The 15,519-nt window shown below is 72.6% G+C and carries 16 protein-coding genes; 8 read left to right on the forward strand and 8 right to left on the reverse strand.

The genetic code is table 11. The features are described 5' to 3' along the window. Window positions 1-18: 18 nt before the first annotated feature. A complete protein-coding gene (locus AC51EU_RS05900; protein WP_496265581.1) occupies window positions 19-1,275 on the reverse strand; it encodes a polysaccharide deacetylase family protein in 1,257 nt (418 codons plus the stop codon). 508 nt (window positions 1,276-1,783) lie between these two features. Between AC51EU_RS05900 and acs the strand changes: the two genes are divergently transcribed. The 5 genes from acs (at window position 1,784) to AC51EU_RS05925 (ending at window position 7,164) form a co-directional block, all read left to right on the forward strand. Beyond that, window positions 1,784-3,748 carry an acetate--CoA ligase gene (gene acs / locus AC51EU_RS05905; protein ID WP_496265582.1) on the forward strand — a complete coding sequence of 655 codons (1,965 nt, stop codon included), beginning with the start codon at window positions 1,784-1,786 and terminating at the stop codon, window positions 3,746-3,748. 266 nt (window positions 3,749-4,014) lie between these two features. Further along, entirely contained in the window at window positions 4,015-5,409 is a 1,395-nt protein-coding gene (nhaA, locus tag AC51EU_RS05910; protein ID WP_496265583.1) for a Na+/H+ antiporter NhaA, read from the forward strand. Between the two features lie 44 nt (window positions 5,410-5,453). Next, the gene (locus AC51EU_RS05915; protein ID WP_496265584.1) at window positions 5,454-5,912 is read left to right on the forward strand and encodes a phage holin family protein; all 459 of its coding nucleotides are present in this window, start codon (window positions 5,454-5,456) and stop codon (window positions 5,910-5,912) included. After that, window positions 5,909-6,835: an alpha/beta fold hydrolase gene (locus AC51EU_RS05920; protein WP_496265585.1), complete on the forward strand. Its 927-nt coding sequence runs from the start codon at window positions 5,909-5,911 to the stop codon at window positions 6,833-6,835. The genes AC51EU_RS05915 and AC51EU_RS05920 overlap by 4 nt, the downstream gene beginning before the upstream one ends. Before the next feature lie 134 nt (window positions 6,836-6,969). Then, a complete protein-coding gene (locus tag AC51EU_RS05925; protein WP_496265586.1) occupies window positions 6,970-7,164 on the forward strand; it encodes a hypothetical protein in 195 nt (64 codons plus the stop codon). Between the two features lie 53 nt (window positions 7,165-7,217). On the opposite strand, the gene AC51EU_RS05930 is transcribed toward AC51EU_RS05925, so the two are convergent. The 3 genes from AC51EU_RS05930 to nth form a co-directional block, all read right to left on the reverse strand. Continuing rightward, window positions 7,218-8,420: a MarP family serine protease gene (locus AC51EU_RS05930; protein ID WP_496265587.1), complete on the reverse strand. Its 1,203-nt coding sequence runs from the start codon at window positions 8,418-8,420 to the stop codon at window positions 7,218-7,220. Between the two features lie 13 nt (window positions 8,421-8,433). Next, on the reverse strand, window positions 8,434-9,171 hold the full coding sequence (locus AC51EU_RS05935; RefSeq protein ID WP_496265588.1) for an NUDIX hydrolase: 738 nt from the start codon (window positions 9,169-9,171) through the stop codon (window positions 8,434-8,436). Between the two features lie 79 nt (window positions 9,172-9,250). Continuing rightward, complete coding sequence (gene nth / locus AC51EU_RS05940; protein ID WP_496265589.1) at window positions 9,251-10,162, reverse strand: endonuclease III; 912 nt, start codon at window positions 10,160-10,162, stop codon at window positions 9,251-9,253. A 367-nt stretch (window positions 10,163-10,529) separates the two neighbouring features. Between nth and AC51EU_RS05945 the strand changes: the two genes are divergently transcribed. Beyond that, a complete protein-coding gene (locus tag AC51EU_RS05945; RefSeq protein WP_031090867.1) occupies window positions 10,530-11,204 on the forward strand; it encodes a Crp/Fnr family transcriptional regulator in 675 nt (224 codons plus the stop codon). A 191-nt stretch (window positions 11,205-11,395) separates the two neighbouring features. After that, the gene (locus AC51EU_RS05950) at window positions 11,396-12,205 is read left to right on the forward strand and encodes a nucleotidyltransferase (protein ID WP_496265590.1); all 810 of its coding nucleotides are present in this window, start codon (window positions 11,396-11,398) and stop codon (window positions 12,203-12,205) included. Window positions 12,206-12,210: 5 nt separating this feature from the next. On the opposite strand, the gene AC51EU_RS05955 is transcribed toward AC51EU_RS05950, so the two are convergent. From AC51EU_RS05955 to sp36, 4 genes are read right to left on the reverse strand one after another with little or no spacing between them, the layout of a single operon-like run. Next, window positions 12,211-13,041 (reverse strand): MBL fold metallo-hydrolase, encoded by an 831-nt coding sequence (locus AC51EU_RS05955; RefSeq protein ID WP_496265591.1) that lies wholly within the window; start codon window positions 13,039-13,041, stop codon window positions 12,211-12,213. Beyond that, window positions 13,038-13,961, reverse strand: a complete 924-nt coding sequence (locus tag AC51EU_RS05960) for an NUDIX hydrolase (RefSeq protein WP_496265592.1) — start codon at window positions 13,959-13,961, stop codon at window positions 13,038-13,040. The genes AC51EU_RS05955 and AC51EU_RS05960 overlap by 4 nt, the downstream gene beginning before the upstream one ends. Window positions 13,962-14,017: 56 nt before the next feature. Then, entirely contained in the window at window positions 14,018-14,482 is a 465-nt protein-coding gene (locus tag AC51EU_RS05965) for a RidA family protein (protein ID WP_496265593.1), read from the reverse strand. Continuing rightward, the gene (gene sp36, locus AC51EU_RS05970) at window positions 14,479-14,640 is read right to left on the reverse strand and encodes a Sp36 family protein (protein ID WP_003975360.1); all 162 of its coding nucleotides are present in this window, start codon (window positions 14,638-14,640) and stop codon (window positions 14,479-14,481) included. The genes AC51EU_RS05965 and sp36 overlap by 4 nt, the downstream gene beginning before the upstream one ends. A gap of 126 nt (window positions 14,641-14,766) precedes the next feature. On the opposite strand from sp36, the gene bagA reads away from it, so the two are divergent. Next, window positions 14,767-15,519, forward strand: a 753-nt coding sequence (gene bagA, locus AC51EU_RS05975; RefSeq protein ID WP_496265594.1) for an ATPase BagA, incomplete at its 3' end; no start/stop codon positions are given.

The following is a 15,519-nucleotide window of genomic DNA, read 5'->3' on the forward strand; positions in this document are numbered from 1 at the left end:
CCGCGCCGCCCGGTCCGGTCACCGGGCAAGGACGCGGGCCGCGCGGTCAGGCGGCCGCACTCCCGGTGTCTGGCCGAGGTACACCTCCCAGCCGCCCGGCGGGGTCCGGCCGACGCCCAGGCGGCGCAGCTTCGCCAGGACCTCCGGGTCCTGGGCGTCCAGCCAGTCGGCGAGTTGCTTGAAGCTGACGCACCGTACGCCCTCGCGGGGGCAGATGTCCTTGATCGCGTCCTCGACGGCCCGCATGTAGATGCCGCCGTTCCAGGACTCGAAGTGGTCGCCGACGAAGTACGGGGCGCGGTTGCCGCGGTAGGCGCGTTCGAAGCCCTGGACGAGGCCGTCGCGCATCTGCCGGCGCCAGGCCGCGCGCTGGGCCGGGTCGCCGTCCCGGGAACCGGACTGGTTGACGAGGAAGTTGTAGTCCATGGAGAGGGTTTCGAAGGCGTGGCCGGGCACCGGGATGCGCTGGAGGGGGAAGTCCCAGATGCCGTCGGTCTTCCGGGGCCAGATCTGGAGGCCGCCGGGTGAGCTGGCGTCGTAGCGGAAGCCGCTCTCCTCGGCGGCGCGGAGGAGGTTGCGCTGGCCCTCCAGGCAGGGCGCACGGCCGCCGACGAGTTCCTTCCCGTAGTCGAACGGCAGGGGCCGCTCGCCGGTGAGTCCGGAGTGGGTCTTCCACTGCCGTACGAACGCCTCGGCCTGGCGGATCTCGTCCTTCCACTCCTGTACGGACCAGGTGCCGACGCCGCCGCGGGGGCCGCAGAAGTGGCCGTTGAAGTGGGTGCCGATCTCGTTGCCGTCCAGCCAGGCGGCGCGCAGCTGCTCCACGGTGGCCTTGATGCCCCGGGCGTCGTTGAAGCCGATGTCCGAGGCGCCGGGGGCGTGGCGGGGCGGCGTGTAGAGCTCCCTCTTGTCGCGGGGGAGCAGATAGACGCCGCTGAGGAAGTACGTCATCGTCGCGCCGTACTTCTTGCCGATCTCGCGGAAGTGCGAGAAGAGTTTCTGCTCGTCCTCGCCCGCGCCGTCCCAGGAGAAGACCACGAATTGCGGGGGTTCTTCGCCGGGTGCCAGGCGCCGGGGCACGGGCTGGTGTGGCTGTGCCCCGGTGTACGCGGTCGAGCCGTCGCCGATGAGCCGGAGTTGCGGGGCCCTGGGGGCCGCCCGGCCCTTCGCGGGGCTTCGTTCCGGAGGGTGCTGCGGTGCCGTGGAGCATCCGGCGACCGCGGCCAGCGCCATGGTCGCGACCAGGCCGGTCGCGACCTTCGTTGCGGCTGTCATCCGCCACCTCTCTTTCTGGCGCGGGGACACCATCCGAGGGATTAATCGGACAATCAGCTCACAAGTTTTCACGGCTCCGGGGAACGACAGGGTCGCGACAAGCCGATAATCATCACCATCACCCGATGGGCGGAATTGCGACCATGCTTTTCCGGAGAGTCTTGCCCGTCCCTTTACGTGTCTTTGTGCGGCACTTGCCTGCATCCGGGAGGCGTGGACGGCGACACGCCGGGCTTCCGGAGTCCACGGCGATCATGGCGTACGCCGTACGGGCCACGCTGTCGCGAACATCCCGCCCCCGGAGGCGCTTCACGGCAACGGAGGGGCGCATCGGGGGCGGATCACCCGGCCGTCCCACCGGCATACGCGCCGGGGGCTCGTCCACCCTGCGCTGACCTGCGCAGCAATACAGGTCTACACCAATTTTTTCCGACAAGTCTTGTCAGGCGCCCCGTGTGCTGATCCTATGGCCTCGAACACATCGCACGCCCTGGGAATGGGAGATGCCGTGAGCAACGAAAGTCTGGCGAATCTTCTCAAGGAGGAGCGTCGCTTCACGCCGCCCGCCGACCTGGCCACCCACGCCAACGTCACGGCAGCTGCGTACGAACAGGCCGCGGCGGACCGGCTGGGCTTCTGGGCCGAGCAGGCACGGCGCCTGTCCTGGCAGACGCCGCCCACCCAGACGCTGGACTGGTCCAACCCGCCCTTCGCCAAGTGGTTCGCGGACGGGAAGCTCAACGTCGCCTACAACTGCGTCGACCGGCACGTGGAGAACGGCCTCGGCGACCGGGTCGCCCTGCACTTCGAGGGCGAGCCGGGCGACAGCCGCGCGGTCACCTACGCCGAGCTCCAGCGCGAGGTCTCCCGGGCCGCCAACGCCCTGATCGAGCTGGGTGTGCGCGCCGGCGACCGGGTCGCGATCTACATGCCGATGATCCCCGAGACGGTCATCGCCATGCTGGCCTGCGCCCGCCTCGGCGCCCCGCACTCCGTCGTCTTCGGCGGCTTCTCCGCCGACGCGCTGGCCACCCGTATCCAGGACGCCGACGCCCGCGTGGTGATCACCGCCGACGGCGGCTACCGCCGCGGCAAGCCGTCCGCCCTCAAGCCCGCCGTCGACGAGGCACTGACCAGGCCCGGTACGGAGAACGTCCGCAGCGTGCTGGTCGTCCGGCGTACCGGCCAGGACGGCATCGGCTGGACCGAGGGCCGCGATGTGTGGTGGCACGACCTCGTCGGACGGCAGAGCGACCAGCACACGCCCGAGGCGTTCGACGCCGAGCACCCGCTGTTCATCCTCTACACCTCCGGCACCACCGGTAAGCCCAAGGGCATCCTGCACACCACCGGTGGGTACCTCACCCAGGTGGCGTACACCCACCACGCCGTCTTCGACCTCAAGCCGGAGACCGACGTCTTCTGGTGCACCGCCGACGTCGGCTGGGTGACCGGCCACTCGTACATCACCTACGGACCGCTGGCCAACGGCGCCACCGAGGTGCTCTACGAGGGGACGCCCGACACCCCGCACCAGGGCCGCTGGTGGGAGATCGTGCAGAAGTACGGCGTCACGGTCCTCTACACCGCGCCCACCGCGATCCGCGCCTGCATGAAGTGGGGCGACGACATCCCGGCGAAGTACGACCTGTCGTCGCTGCGCGTCCTGGGCTCGGTCGGTGAGCCGATCAACCCCGAGGCGTGGATGTGGTACCGCGAGCACATCGGCGCCGGCACCGCCCCCATCGTCGACACCTGGTGGCAGACCGAGACCGGCGCGATGATGCTCAGCCCGCTGCCGGGCGTCACGGAGACCAAGCCCGGCTCGGCCCAGCTGCCGCTGCCCGGCATCGCGGCGACCGTCGTGGACGACGACGCGCGCGAGGTCCCGAACGGCTCCGGCGGCTACCTGGTGCTGACCGAGCCGTGGCCGTCGATGCTGCGCACCATCTGGGGCGACGACCAGCGCTACCTGGACACGTACTGGTCCCGCTTCGAGGGCACGTACTTCGCGGGCGACGGCGCCAAGAAGGACGAGGACGGCGACATCTGGCTGCTGGGCCGGGTCGACGACGTGATGCTGGTGTCCGGCCACAACATCTCCACCACGGAGGTGGAGTCCGCGCTGGTCTCGCACCCGAAGGTCGCCGAGGCCGCGGTGGTCGGCGCCGCCGACCCGCAGACCACCCAGGCGATCTGCGCCTTCGTGATCCTGCGCGGTGACGCGGCGGAGGACGCCGGGCTGGTCGAGGAGCTGCGGGCGCACGTCGGCAAGCAGCTCGGCCCGATCGCCAAGCCGAAGCGGGTCCTGCCGGTCGCCGAGCTGCCCAAGACGCGCTCCGGCAAGATCATGCGCCGGCTGCTGCGCGATGTCGCCGAGAACCGTGACCTCGGGGACGTGACCACGCTCACCGACTCCTCGGTCATGGACCTGATCCAGGCGAAGCTGCCGGACACGACGAAGGACGACTGAGCGGGCACCCCACCCGACCTGCGGAAAGGGGCATCGGTCCGATCGGGCCGGTGCCCCTTTCCGCATGCTCCCTCGGCCCGGCCGCCGCCGCTCCGCATTGTGATATATCTACCTAAAATTGGACCCACCGGACACTCTCTTGCGCCCTGCGGGTATGGTGGGACGAGCGTCAATACGACGTTAAGAAAATCAGGGCGCGCCGGGAAGTCTGGTCGGCAACTGCAACAGCCGTACTCAGCTGCCGAACCGGCCGGAGGTCATTCCCTGTGAGCGCCCCCACCCCTCGTCGTTCCCCGTTCCTCGGGCGTCTCTCGCTCCCCGAGCGGAGATTCGTCGCCGACGCGCTACGCACCGAGACCGTCGGCGGCGTCCTGCTGCTCGCCGCCGCCGTCGCGGCGCTGATCTGGGCGAACACCCTGGGTGGCAGCTACGACGCGATCCGCGGCCTCCACCTCGGCCCGGCCTCGCTGGGCCTGGACCTCTCCATCGAGCACTGGGCCGCCAACGGACTGCTCGCGATCTTCTTCTTCGTCGCCGGCATCGAGCTCAAGCGCGAGCTGGTCGCCGGGGAGCTGCGCGACCCGAAGGCCGCCGCGCTCCCCGTGATCGCCGCGCTCTGCGGCATGGCGATGCCCGCCATCGTCTACGTCGTCGTCAACGCCACCGGAGGCGGTTCCCTCGGCGGCTGGGCGGTGCCCACGGCGACCGACATCGCCTTCGCCCTCGCGGTCCTCGCCGTCATCGGCACGTCCCTGCCGTCCGCGCTCCGCGCCTTCCTGCTCACCCTGGCCGTCGTCGACGACCTCATGGCGATACTGATCATCGCGATCTTCTTCACCTCGACGATCAACTTCGTGGCGCTCGGCCTCGCCGTCGCCGGCCTGGTCCTCTTCCGCGTCCTGCTCAGCAAGGGCGTCCGCGGCTGGTACATCTACGTGCCGCTCGCCGTGGTGATCTGGGGCCTGATGGAGAACAGCGGCGTGCACGCCACCATCGCCGGCGTCGCGATGGGCCTGATGCTGCGCTGCACCCGGCACGAGGGCGAGAAGCAGTCCCCCGGCGAGCACATCGAGCACCTCGTCCGCCCGCTGTCCGCCGGCCTCGCGGTCCCGCTGTTCGCGCTGTTCTCCGCGGGTGTGTCGGTGTCCGGCGGCGCCGTCGGCGACGTCTTCACCCGGCCCGAGACGCTCGGCGTGGTCCTCGGCCTGGTCGTGGGCAAGGCGCTGGGCGTGTTCGGCGGTACGTGGCTCACCGCCCGCTTCACCCGCGCCCAGCTCAACCCCGACCTCAAGTGGCCCGACGTCTTCGCGGTCGCGACCCTGGCCGGCATAGGTTTCACCGTCTCCCTGCTGATCGGCGAACTCGCCTTCGCGGGTGACAGCGTCCTCACCGACGAGGTCAAGGCAGCGGTGCTGATCGGCTCCCTGATAGCCGCGGTCCTCGCCGGCGTCCTCCTCAAGATCCGCGACAACAAGTACCGGAAGCTGTACGAGGAGGAGGAGCGCGACGAGGACCTGGACGGCATCCCCGACGTCTACGAACTCGACAAGCCCGAGTACCACCTGCGGATGGCCGCGATCTACGAGGCGAAGGCCGCGGAACACCGGCGGCTTGCCGAAGTGGCCTCCGGCGCGCACGCCGGAGAGGATGGTCCGGCATGATCTGAGAGGCTTTGCATCCGGCAGAAGAACAAGAGGAGACGGCGATGAGCTCAGCCGATGACGTCGCGGACCGCAGCCTCGGGCAGTTGGTGGCCACCGCGACCGCCGAGATGTCCGCACTGGTGCACGACGAGATCGCTCTGGCCAAGGCGGAACTCCGCGAGGACGCCAAGCGGGCGGGCATCGGCAGCGCCGCGTTCGTCGTGGCGGGAGTGCTGGTGCTGTTCTCGCTGCCCGTACTGAGCTTCGCGGCGGCGTACGGCATCCACAACCTCGGCCTCGGCCTCGCCTGGTCGTTCCTGATCGTCGGCGGCGCCTTCCTGGTGATCGCCGCGCTGCTCGGGCTGATCGCGATGGCGAAGATCAAGAAGATCAAGAAGCCGGAGAAGACCCTCGCCTCCGCCAAGGAGACCGCGGCCGTGCTCCAGAACGCCAGGCCCCGCCCCCGGCAGGCTCCGGCGGACCACCCGGTCCTGGAATCCGTGACACGCTCCTCCGTATGACCTCCTCCGACAGCGCCGCGACGGTCGTGAGGCCCGACGGGCCCTGGACGCACCGCGACGTCGCGGCGAACGGCGCCCGCTTCCACATCGCGGAAATGGGCGAGGGGCCGCTGGTACTGCTGCTGCACGGCTTCCCGCAGTTCTGGTGGACCTGGCGCGAGCAGCTCCCCGCGCTCGCCGAGGCCGGATACCGGGCCGTCGCCATGGACCTGCGGGGCGTCGGCGGCAGCGACCGCACGCCCCGCGGCTACGACCCGGCCAACCTCGCCCTCGACGTCACCGGCGTCATCCGCTCCCTGGGCGAGGCGGACGCCGCGCTGGTCGGCCACGACCTGGGCGGCTATCTGGCGTGGACGGCGGCGGCGATGCGGCCCAAGCTGGTGCGCCGACTCGCGGTCTCTGCCATGCCGCACCCGCGCCGCTGGCGGGCCACGATGCTCGCCGACGTACGGCAGAGCCGGCGCAGCGCGCACATCTGGGGCTTCCAGCGCCCCTGGCTGCCCGAACGCGCCCTGCTCGCCGACGACGCCGCGCAGATCGGCCGCATGATCCAGGACTGGTCGGGACCCCGCCCGCCCGAGGACGACGTGCTCGCGGTCTACCGGCAGGCGATGAGCATCCCCTCGACAGCGCACTGCTCGATCGAGCCGTACCGCTGGATGGTGCGGTCGATGGCCCGCCCGGACGGCCTCCAGTTCAACCGCCGGATGAAGCTGCCCGTCCGGGTACCGACCCTGCATCTGCACGGCTCACTCGACCCGGTGACGAGCCCCCGCAGCGCCGCGGGCTCCGGCGCGTACGTCGAGGCGCCCTACCGCTGGCGCCTCTTCGAGGGCCTCGGGCACTTCCCCCACGAGGAGGACCCGGCGGCCTTCACGACCGAGCTGGTCAACTGGCTGAAGGACCCCGAACCGGACCGCTGACGGCCCTTGTGCGCCCCGGCGGCGCACGCCCCGCGGCACCCGCCGGAGCGCGCACGGCCACGTGCCCGGCGCATAGGCCGATTGGCGGCACGTGAGGCGGTTACGGACCCCGGGGCACGGGCACAGTCGTGGGTATGGGCTGGACGCACGACTACCGTGACGTGGCACGCAACCGCCGCGGCAACACCGCTGCCGTGGGCACCAAGGACAGAGGCGCCCCGGACCTCAGGGCCGGGTCCCCCGACTCCGCGCCCCCGATGGACATCCCGCGCCTCCTGCGCCGCAGAGCGCGCTGGATGGGCGCCCGCCTGCGCCATCCACGCACCTGAGACGCGCCGGGCGGCGCGGGGTCGCGCGTTCCGCGCCCCGCACCGCCCGCGGCTCAGATCGCGCAGCCCTGGCTGTCGACCTGCCGCAGCCCCGGCGCCTTGCCCTTGGCGACGTCCTCACGCACCTCGCTCGCGGTCAGCGCGTACCCCGTGTGCGCGTCGTCCCGGGACTTGGCGAACACCACGCCGTAGACCTCGCCACCGGGCGTGAGCAGCGGGCCGCCGGAGTTCCCCTGGCGCACCGTGGCGTACAGCGAGTACACGTCACGGCCGACCGTGCCGCGGTGGTAGATGTCCGAGCCGTCGGCCTGGATACGGCCGCGGATGCGGGCCGCGCGGACGTCGTAGCCGCCGTTCTCCGGGAAGCCGGCGACGATGGCGCTCTTGCCGCTGCTCGCCGGGCCGCTCGCGAAACGCAGCGCCGGCGCTTCGAGCGCCGGCACGTCCAGGACCGCGATGTCGCGCCGCCAGTCGTACAGCACGACCTTGGCGCTGTACGAGCGCCCCTCGCCGCCCACCTGCACCGTCGGCTCGCTGACGCCGCCGACGACATGCGCGTTGGTCATCACGCGCCGCGGGGAGAACACGAAGCCGCTGCCCTCCAGGACCTTGCCGCAGCTGGGCGCCGTACCGACGACCTTGACGATGCTGCGCTTGGCCCGGGAGGCGACCGAGCCGTGGGCGAGCTGCGGGTCGGGCGCGGGCACGGAGGTGATCGGCTCGGTGGAGAACGGGGTGAAGACCTGCGGGAAGCCGTTCTGCGCCAGCACCGCGGAGAAGTCCGCGAACCAGGTGCCCGCCTGCGCCGGCATCACCCGTGACACCCCGAGCAGCACCTTGGAGTTGCGTACCTCCTTGCCCAGGGTCGGCAGGGACGTTCCGGCGAGCGCGGAACCGATCAGCCAGGCGACCAGCAGCATCGCGAGGACATTGACCAGCGCGCCCCCCGTCGCGTCCAGCGCGCGCGCCGGTGACCAGGTGATGTGGCCGCGCAGGCGGTTGCCCAGATGGGTGGTGAGCGCCTGGCCCGCGGACGCGCAGACGATCACGATGGCGACCGCGGCGACGGCCGCGAAGGTGCCCGGCCGGGCGTCGTCGGTGACCTCTTTCCAGACCACGGGCAGCAGGTAGACCGCGATCAGCCCCCCGCCGAGGAAGCCGAGCACGGACAGGATGCCGACGACGAAACCTTGCCGATAGCCGATGATCGCGAACCAAACGGCCGCGATCAACAGCACGATGTCCAGGACGTTCACGCCGGACACCGTCTCACGAGCGCCGGTCGAGAGGGACCTGCCTGGCCCGGTCCCACGGGACCTCCCACCCTGCGTAGTACAGGATCCGGTCGATCAGCCCCGCCGTGAAACCCCACACCAGCGCGTCCCCGGCCCGGAACGCCGGGCCGATGTGGCCGCTGGGGTGGCGCGCCGTGACGCGGTTCGCGGGGTCCGTGAGGTCGGCCACGGGGACCGTGAAGACCCGCGCGGTCTCGGCCCGGTCGACGACGCCGACCGCGCTGGGACGGTGCCACCAGCCGAGGACCGGGGTCACCACGAAGTCGCTGACCGGGATGTACAGCCGCGGCAGCACCCCGAAGACCTGGACGCCCGAGGGATCGAGGCCGGTCTCCTCCCGGGCCTCGCGCAGCGCGGCACGCACCGGCCCCGGCCCGTCCGGGTCGCCGTCCCCGGGGTCGAGGGCGCCGCCGGGGAAGGAGAGCTGGCCGGCGTGGGCGCGCAGGGTGCCGGCCCGCTCCATCAGGAGCAGTTCGGGGCCGCGCGCCCCTTGGCCGAAAAGGATCAGTACCGCGGAGGGCCGGCCGCCGCGCTCGGGCGGCAGGAAGCGGCTGAGCTGGTGGGGTTCGACCGTGGCGGCGGCGCGGGCCACCGGGGCGAGCCACCCGGGCAGCCCGTCGGCGCTGACCCGCACGTCCCCGGCGGGTGCCGCGTCGTCCGTGTCGCCGTCCGCGCCGGTCCGTTCGCCGTACTGCTCCCGTGCACTCGTCATACGCGCCCCCTCAGGCCCTGGCTTCTGCGGCCGGCCGCTGCGGCAGGCCGGGTGGTGGCGGCGGGTGCCGCGGCAGCGGTCATGGGGCCGCCAGCGGGGGCGCCGGCTGCCCCGGGTAGTCGGCGGGCGGGCTCAGCCGCTGCCCCGGCTTGCCGCCCAGTTCGTACTTCAGCAGCTTCTTCGCCTTCTCCGGGTCGGTCTCGCCCTCGCCGTACGAGGGGCAGAGGGGGGCGACGGGGCAGGCGCCGCAGGCGGGCCTGCGGGAGTGGCAGACGCGGCGGCCGTGGAAGACGATGCGGTGCGAGAGCATCGTCCACTCGCTCTTGGGGAAGATCCCGGCGATCTCCGCCTCGACCTTCTCCGGGTCCTCGGCGGTGGTCCAGCCGAACCGGCGCACCAGACGGCCGAAGTGCGTGTCGACGGTGATCCCGGGGACGCCGAAGGCGTTGCCGAGCACCACATTGGCGGTCTTGCGGCCGACGCCCGGCAGGGAGACCAGGTCCTCCAGGCGGCCGGGCACCTCGCCGCCGAAGCGTTCGCACAGCCCGGCCGACAGGCCCAGCAGGGACCTCGCCTTGGCCCGGAAGAAGCCGGTCGGCCGGATCAGCTCCTCCAGGCGCTCGGGCTCCATGGCCGCCATGGCCTCGGGCGTCGGGCAGACCGCGAAGAGGCGGGGGGTGGTCTGGTTGACCCGGAGGTCGGTGGTCTGCGCGGAGAGCACCGTCGCGACCAGCAGTTCGAAGGGGTTGGTGAAGTCCAGCTCGCAGTGGGCGTACGGGTACAGCTCGGCCAGTTCGCGGTTGATCTTGCGCGCCCGGCGGACCATGGCCGTCCGCGACTCGGGAGCGCGGGCGGGGGCCGCCTTCGCCGGGGCCTTCTTGGCCGCGGTTCTCTTCGCCGCGGCCGCCGTGCTCGCCGCCGTCTTCGCGGCGGGCTTCCCGGGGGCGGTCTTCCTCGCCGTCCGGGCCGTTGTGGCGGGGGTTTCCTTCACGGCGGCCTTCTTCCGTACCGATGTCGCTGCGGAGTGCCGTGCCGGAGGCGCCGCGGCGGCGGGTGTGCCGCCGCTCGGGGAGGCGGCGAGGGCCGGGACGGACGCGTGTTCGCCCACAGCGGAATCACGCTCTGCGCTCACTCGTTCGGCCCCCTTGTCCCCTGCTCCACCGGCGTGTTGGACACCCGGCCAGACTACGACCACCCACTGACATCCGGCTTGATCACGGGAATTCGCCACCCCGATCGGCCCCCTGCCGTAGGGGTTGAGCCGCCGGTCCGGCAAACTTGTGATTGATCGCACTGTTTTGCATTCCGGCATGATGGGGACCACAGTCCCCCGGAGCATGTCGACAAGGAGAGAACTCGTGGACGACGTTCTGCGGCGCGCACCGCTCTTCGCGGCGCTCGACGATGAGCAGGCGGCCGAGCTGCGCGCCTCGATGAGTGAGGTCACGCTCGCCCGCGGCGACGCCCTGTTCCACGAAGGGGACCCCGGCGACCGCCTCTACGTGGTCACCGAGGGCAAGGTGAAGCTGCACCGCACCTCCCCCGACGGCCGGGAGAACATGCTCGCCGTCCTCGGCCCCGGCGAGCTGATCGGTGAGCTGTCGCTCTTCGACCCGGGCCCGCGCACGGCCACCGCATCCGCCCTGACCGAGGTCAAGCTCCTCGGCCTGGGCCACGGCGACCTCCAGCCCTGGTTGAACGCCCGCCCCGAAGTGGCCACGGCCCTGCTGCGCGCGGTCGCCCGGCGCCTGCGCAAGACCAACGACCAGATGTCCGACCTGGTCTTCTCCGATGTGCCGGGCCGTGTGGCGCGCGCCCTGCTGGACCTGTCGCGCCGCTTCGGCGTGCAGTCCGAGGAGGGCATCCACGTCGTGCACGACCTGACGCAGGAGGAGCTGGCCCAGCTGGTGGGCGCCTCCCGCGAGACGGTCAACAAGGCGCTCGCCGACTTCGCGGGCCGCGGCTGGCTGCGTCTGGAGGCGCGCGCCGTGATCCTCCTGGACGTCGAGCGGCTGGCCAAGCGCTCCCGCTGACGCGGCTTCGCGCCCGGCGGCCGTACGCACGGCGTACGCCGCCGCGGGCGCACCGGCCCGTACCGTTTGCCCGTCCGGCCCTGCCCGGCGCCCCGAAGGGCCCGCCAGGGCCCTCGGTGACGGCTTCCCCGGCGCCGGGCGGGCACGGAAAACCCGTGGCCGCCGCCCCGGGCCCCCGGCACAGTGACGTCATGGACGACGGCACCGGTCTCGACAGCGGCGGACACTTCCTCCGGGAGGGCTCACTCGCGCGGGTCACCGCGCCCTTCGTCCCGGTCGTCACGGCGGCACGCGCCCGCCTCACCGCCCGCTTCGGGCCCAACCGGCTGCACAGCGCCTACCTCTACGGCAGTGTCCCCCGCGGCACCGCCGTCCCCGGCGTCTGTGACCTCGATCTGCTGCTCGCCCTGCACACCGACCCCACGCCGGACGACACGGCCGGCGCCGAGGCCGTCGCGGACGCGCTCGACGCCGCGTTCCCGCAGATCGACGGCGCCGGAATCCTGCTGTACGGCACCGGCCGGCTGCTCGGCGAGGCGGAGCGGTACGACATGGGCTGGTTCGTGGCCTGCCTGTGCACCCCGCTGTGGGGCCCCGACCTCGCCGAACGCCTGCCCCGCTACCGCCCCACCGCGCTGCTGGCCCGCGAGACCAACGGCGATCTCTTCCGCCTCGTACCGCTCTGGCGCGAGCGGGCCGCGTCCCTGCGCACCGAGGCCGAACGCCGCCGGCTGACGCGGGCCGTGGCGCGCCGTCTCGTCCGCTGCGGTCTCACCCTGGTCATGCCGCGCTGGGGCGGCTGGACGAGCGATCTGACGGCCTCGGCGGAGGTGTTCGCCCGTTACTACCCGGAGCGCGCCGAGGAGATGCGCGCCGCCGCGCGCGCCGCCCGCGCGCCCGCCGCGTACCCGCACCTGCTCGACGCGCTGCTGGACGGCCTCGCCCCCTGGCTCGCCGCCGAGTACCTGGCCGTCCACGGCCCCAAGGCGGCCCGCCCGTAGAGCACTCAGATCAGCCCGTGCTCCCCCAGGTAGTCGAGCTGGGCCCGGACCGACAGTTCGGCCGCGGGCCACAGGGAACGGTCGACGTCCGCGTAGACGGCGGCGACGACCTCCTGGGGCGTGCGGTGCCCGGCCTCGACGGCGCTCTCCACCTGGGCGAGGCGGTGGGCCCGGTGCGCCAGGTAGAACTCCACCGCCCCCTGGGCGTCGGTGAGGACCGGGCCGTGCCCGGGGAGGACCGTGGTCACCCCGTCGTCGACGGCCAGCGAGCGCAGGCGGCGCAGCGAGTCCAGGTAGTCGCCCAGCCGCCCGTCGGGGTGCGCGACCACGGTGGTGCCGCGCCCGAGGACGGTGTCCCCGGTGAGGACGGCGGCGTCGGCGGGGAGATGGAAGGAGAGCGAGTCGGCGGTGTGCCCCGGGGTGGGCACCACACGCAGCTCCAGGCCCCCGGTGGTGATCACGTCGCCGGCGCCGAGGCCCTCGTTCCCCAGGCGCAGCCTCGGGTCCAGGGCCCGGACGGTGGAGCCGGTCAGCTCGGCGAAGCGCGCGGCGCCCTCGGAGTGGTCGGGGTGCCCGTGGGTCAGCAGGGTCAGGGCGACGCGCTTGCCCGCCCGTCTGGCGGTGTCGGTGACGGCGCGCAGATGGTTCTCGTCGAGCGGTCCGGGGTCGATGACGACGGCGAGGTCGGAGTCGGGTTCGGCGACGATCCAGGTGTTGGTGCCGTCCAGGGTCATCGCGGACGGGTTGGGCGCCAGGACGCACCGGGCGCGCGCGGTGGCCGGTCCCGTCAGGGCCCCGCTCCGGGGCGCTCCGGGCAGGGCGGCGGCTTCGGTCATGCGGGGGTCCCTCCCTGGGGGCCCGCGGCGCCAGAGGGAGCACCGGGGCGCTGCGGACCGTCGGGGTCGATGTGCCGGGTGAACTCGTCGTGGCCGGGCCAGCTCAGCACGATCTCGCCGTCCACGAGCCGGGCCGTGGCCAGTACGGGCGTCAGGTCCCGCCCGGGGGCCGCGTCCAGCGCCCCGGCGGCGGTGGCGTACGCCGTAAGGCCCCGCAGCGTCGAGATGGTCGGCGGCATCATCAGCAGCTCGCCGCGGTCGTAGCCGGCGGCGGCCTCCTGGGGGCGGATCCACACCGTGCGGTCGGCCTCCGTGGAGACGTCGCGGGTGCGCTGCCCCTCGGGGAGCACGGCGGCGAAGAACCAGGTGTCGTAGCGGCGCGGCTCGAACTCCGGGGTGATCCAGCGCGCCCAGGCGGCCAGCAGGTCGGAGCGGAGCACCAGGCCGCGCCGCTCCAGGAAGTCGGCGAAGGACAGCTCGTGGGCGACGAGCGCGGCGCGGTCGGCCTCCCAGCCGGGGCCCGTGGTGTCGTCGACGACCGTGTCGGCGCGCTCGCCGGCGAGCAGCACCCCGGCCTCCTCGAACGTCTCGCGGACCGCCGCGCACACGATGGCCTGCGCGACGGCCGCCGGTACGCCCAGCCGCGCGCCCCACTCCTCGCGGGACGGCCCGGCCCAGGCGACGGGACGTTCGTCGCGCGGGTCGACGGAGCCGCCCGGATAGGCGTACGCGCCTCCGGCGAAGGCCATGGAGGCGCGTCTGCGCAGCATATGGACCTCCGGGCCGCCCGGTGTGTCCCGCAGCAGCAGGACGGTGGCGGCCCGTCGGGGCGTCACCGGGGACAGCCCGCCGTTCGCGAGCGCCCGGATGCGGTCCGGCCATTCCGGCGGATACCACTGGCCATTGGTCGTCGACGACATGGCCGGATGCTATGCGCTGGTGCGCGGATGTTCGAGGGGTCCTCGTGACGCAGGTCCTACTCGTCGATCTCCACCTGGATCTCGACCTCGACCGGGGCGTCGAGCGGCAGCACCGCCACGCCGACCGCGGACCGGGCGTGCACGCCCTTCTCGCCCAGGATCTCGCCCAGCAGCTCGCTGGCACCGTTGAGGACGCCGGGCTGCCCGGTGAAGTCCGGCGCGGACGCCACGAAGCCGACGACCTTGACGACCCGCCGGACGCGGTCCAGGTCACCGACCACGGACTTCACCGCGGCCAGCGCGTTGAGCGCGCAGGTGGCGGCGAGTTCGGCGGCACGCTCCGGGGAGACCTCGGCGCCGACCTTGCCGGTGGCGGGCAGCGCGCCGTCCACCATCGGCAGCTGACCGGAGGTGAAGACGTACGCGCCGGAGCGCACCGCGGGCTGGTACGTGGCCAGCGGCGGCACGACCTGCGGCAGCTTCAGCCCCAGCTCCGCGATCCGGTCCTCGACGGCGCTCACGCCTGCTTCTCCCGCTTCAGGTAGGCCACCAGCTGCTCGGGGTTGTTCGGCCCCGGAACGACCTGGACCAGCTCCCAGCCGTCCTCGCCCCAGGTGTCCAGGATCTGCTTCGTCGCGTGCACGAGCAGCGGTACGGTCGCGTATTCCCACTTCGTCATGGGCCGAGCGTAATGCCTGTGCGCGCCCCCGCGGACGGCGGCCGCGCCCCTTGGAGGACACGCCCCGGAGACGGACCTGGGCCGTCCCGTGCGTAGCCGGGGGACGGACTGGTTAGGCTCGTCGGCGTGAGCAGGCTCCATGTCGTCAGCGGCAAGGGCGGAACCGGCAAGACCACGGTCGCCGCCGCCCTCGCCCTGGCCCTGGCCACCGAGGGGCGCCGTACCCTCCTGGTCGAGGTCGAGGGCCGCCAAGGCATCGCCCAGGTGTTCGAGACCGAGGCGTTGCCCTACGAGGAACGCAAGATCGCCGTGGCGCCGGCGTCGGACCCCGCGCCGCGCGGCGACGCCGAACGCGGCGGCCGCCGGGCCGGGGAGGTGTACGCCCTGGCCATCGACGCCGAGCGCGCCCTCCTCGACTACCTCCAGATGTTCTACAAGCTGGGCGGCGCGGGCCGGGCCCTGAAGAAGCTCGGCGCGATCGACTTCGCCACGACCATCGCACCGGGCCTGCGCGACGTCCTGCTGACCGGCAAGGCGTGCGAGGCGGTCCGCCGCAAGGACAAGCAGGGCCGCTACGTCTACGACGCGGTCGTCATGGACGCGCCGCCCACGGGCCGGATCACCCGCTTCCTGAACGTCAACGACGAGGTCGCGGGCCTGGCGAAGATAGGCCCCATCCACAACCAGGCGCAGGCCGTGATGAGGGTCCTCAAGTCGCCCGAGACCGCGGTCCACATGGTGACGCTCCTGGAGGAGATGCCGGTCCAGGAGACCGCGGACGGGGTGGCGGAGCTGCGCGCGGCCGGCATCCCGGTCGGCGCCGTCGTCGTCAATATGACCCGTCCGGCCGTCCTGGACACCGAGGACCTCGACACCGCC

The sequence above is a fragment of the Candidatus Streptomyces philanthi genome (assembly GCF_059553635.1).

Bases quoted from the DNA above. Each gene is read 5' to 3' on its own strand.
- AC51EU_RS05900 (WP_496265581.1), bottom strand. From the start codon at position 1,275: ATGACAGCCGCAACGAAGGTCGCGACCGGCCTGGTCGCGACCATGGCG.
- AC51EU_RS05920 (WP_496265585.1), top strand. From the start codon at position 5,909: ATGACCTCCTCCGACAGCGCCGCGACGGTCGTGAGGCCCGACGGGCCC.
- AC51EU_RS05960 (WP_496265592.1), bottom strand. From the start codon at position 13,961: ATGTCGTCGACGACCAATGGCCAGTGGTATCCGCCGGAATGGCCGGAC.
- AC51EU_RS05935 (WP_496265588.1), bottom strand. From the start codon at position 9,171: ATGACGAGTGCACGGGAGCAGTACGGCGAACGGACCGGCGCGGACGGC.
- AC51EU_RS05955 (WP_496265591.1), bottom strand. From the start codon at position 13,041: ATGACCGAAGCCGCCGCCCTGCCCGGAGCGCCCCGGAGCGGGGCCCTG.
- AC51EU_RS05950 (WP_496265590.1), top strand. From the start codon at position 11,396: ATGGACGACGGCACCGGTCTCGACAGCGGCGGACACTTCCTCCGGGAG.
- AC51EU_RS05915 (WP_496265584.1), top strand. From the start codon at position 5,454: ATGAGCTCAGCCGATGACGTCGCGGACCGCAGCCTCGGGCAGTTGGTG.
- AC51EU_RS05925 (WP_496265586.1), top strand. From the start codon at position 6,970: ATGGGCTGGACGCACGACTACCGTGACGTGGCACGCAACCGCCGCGGC.
- sp36 (WP_003975360.1), bottom strand. From the start codon at position 14,640: ATGACGAAGTGGGAATACGCGACCGTACCGCTGCTCGTGCACGCGACG.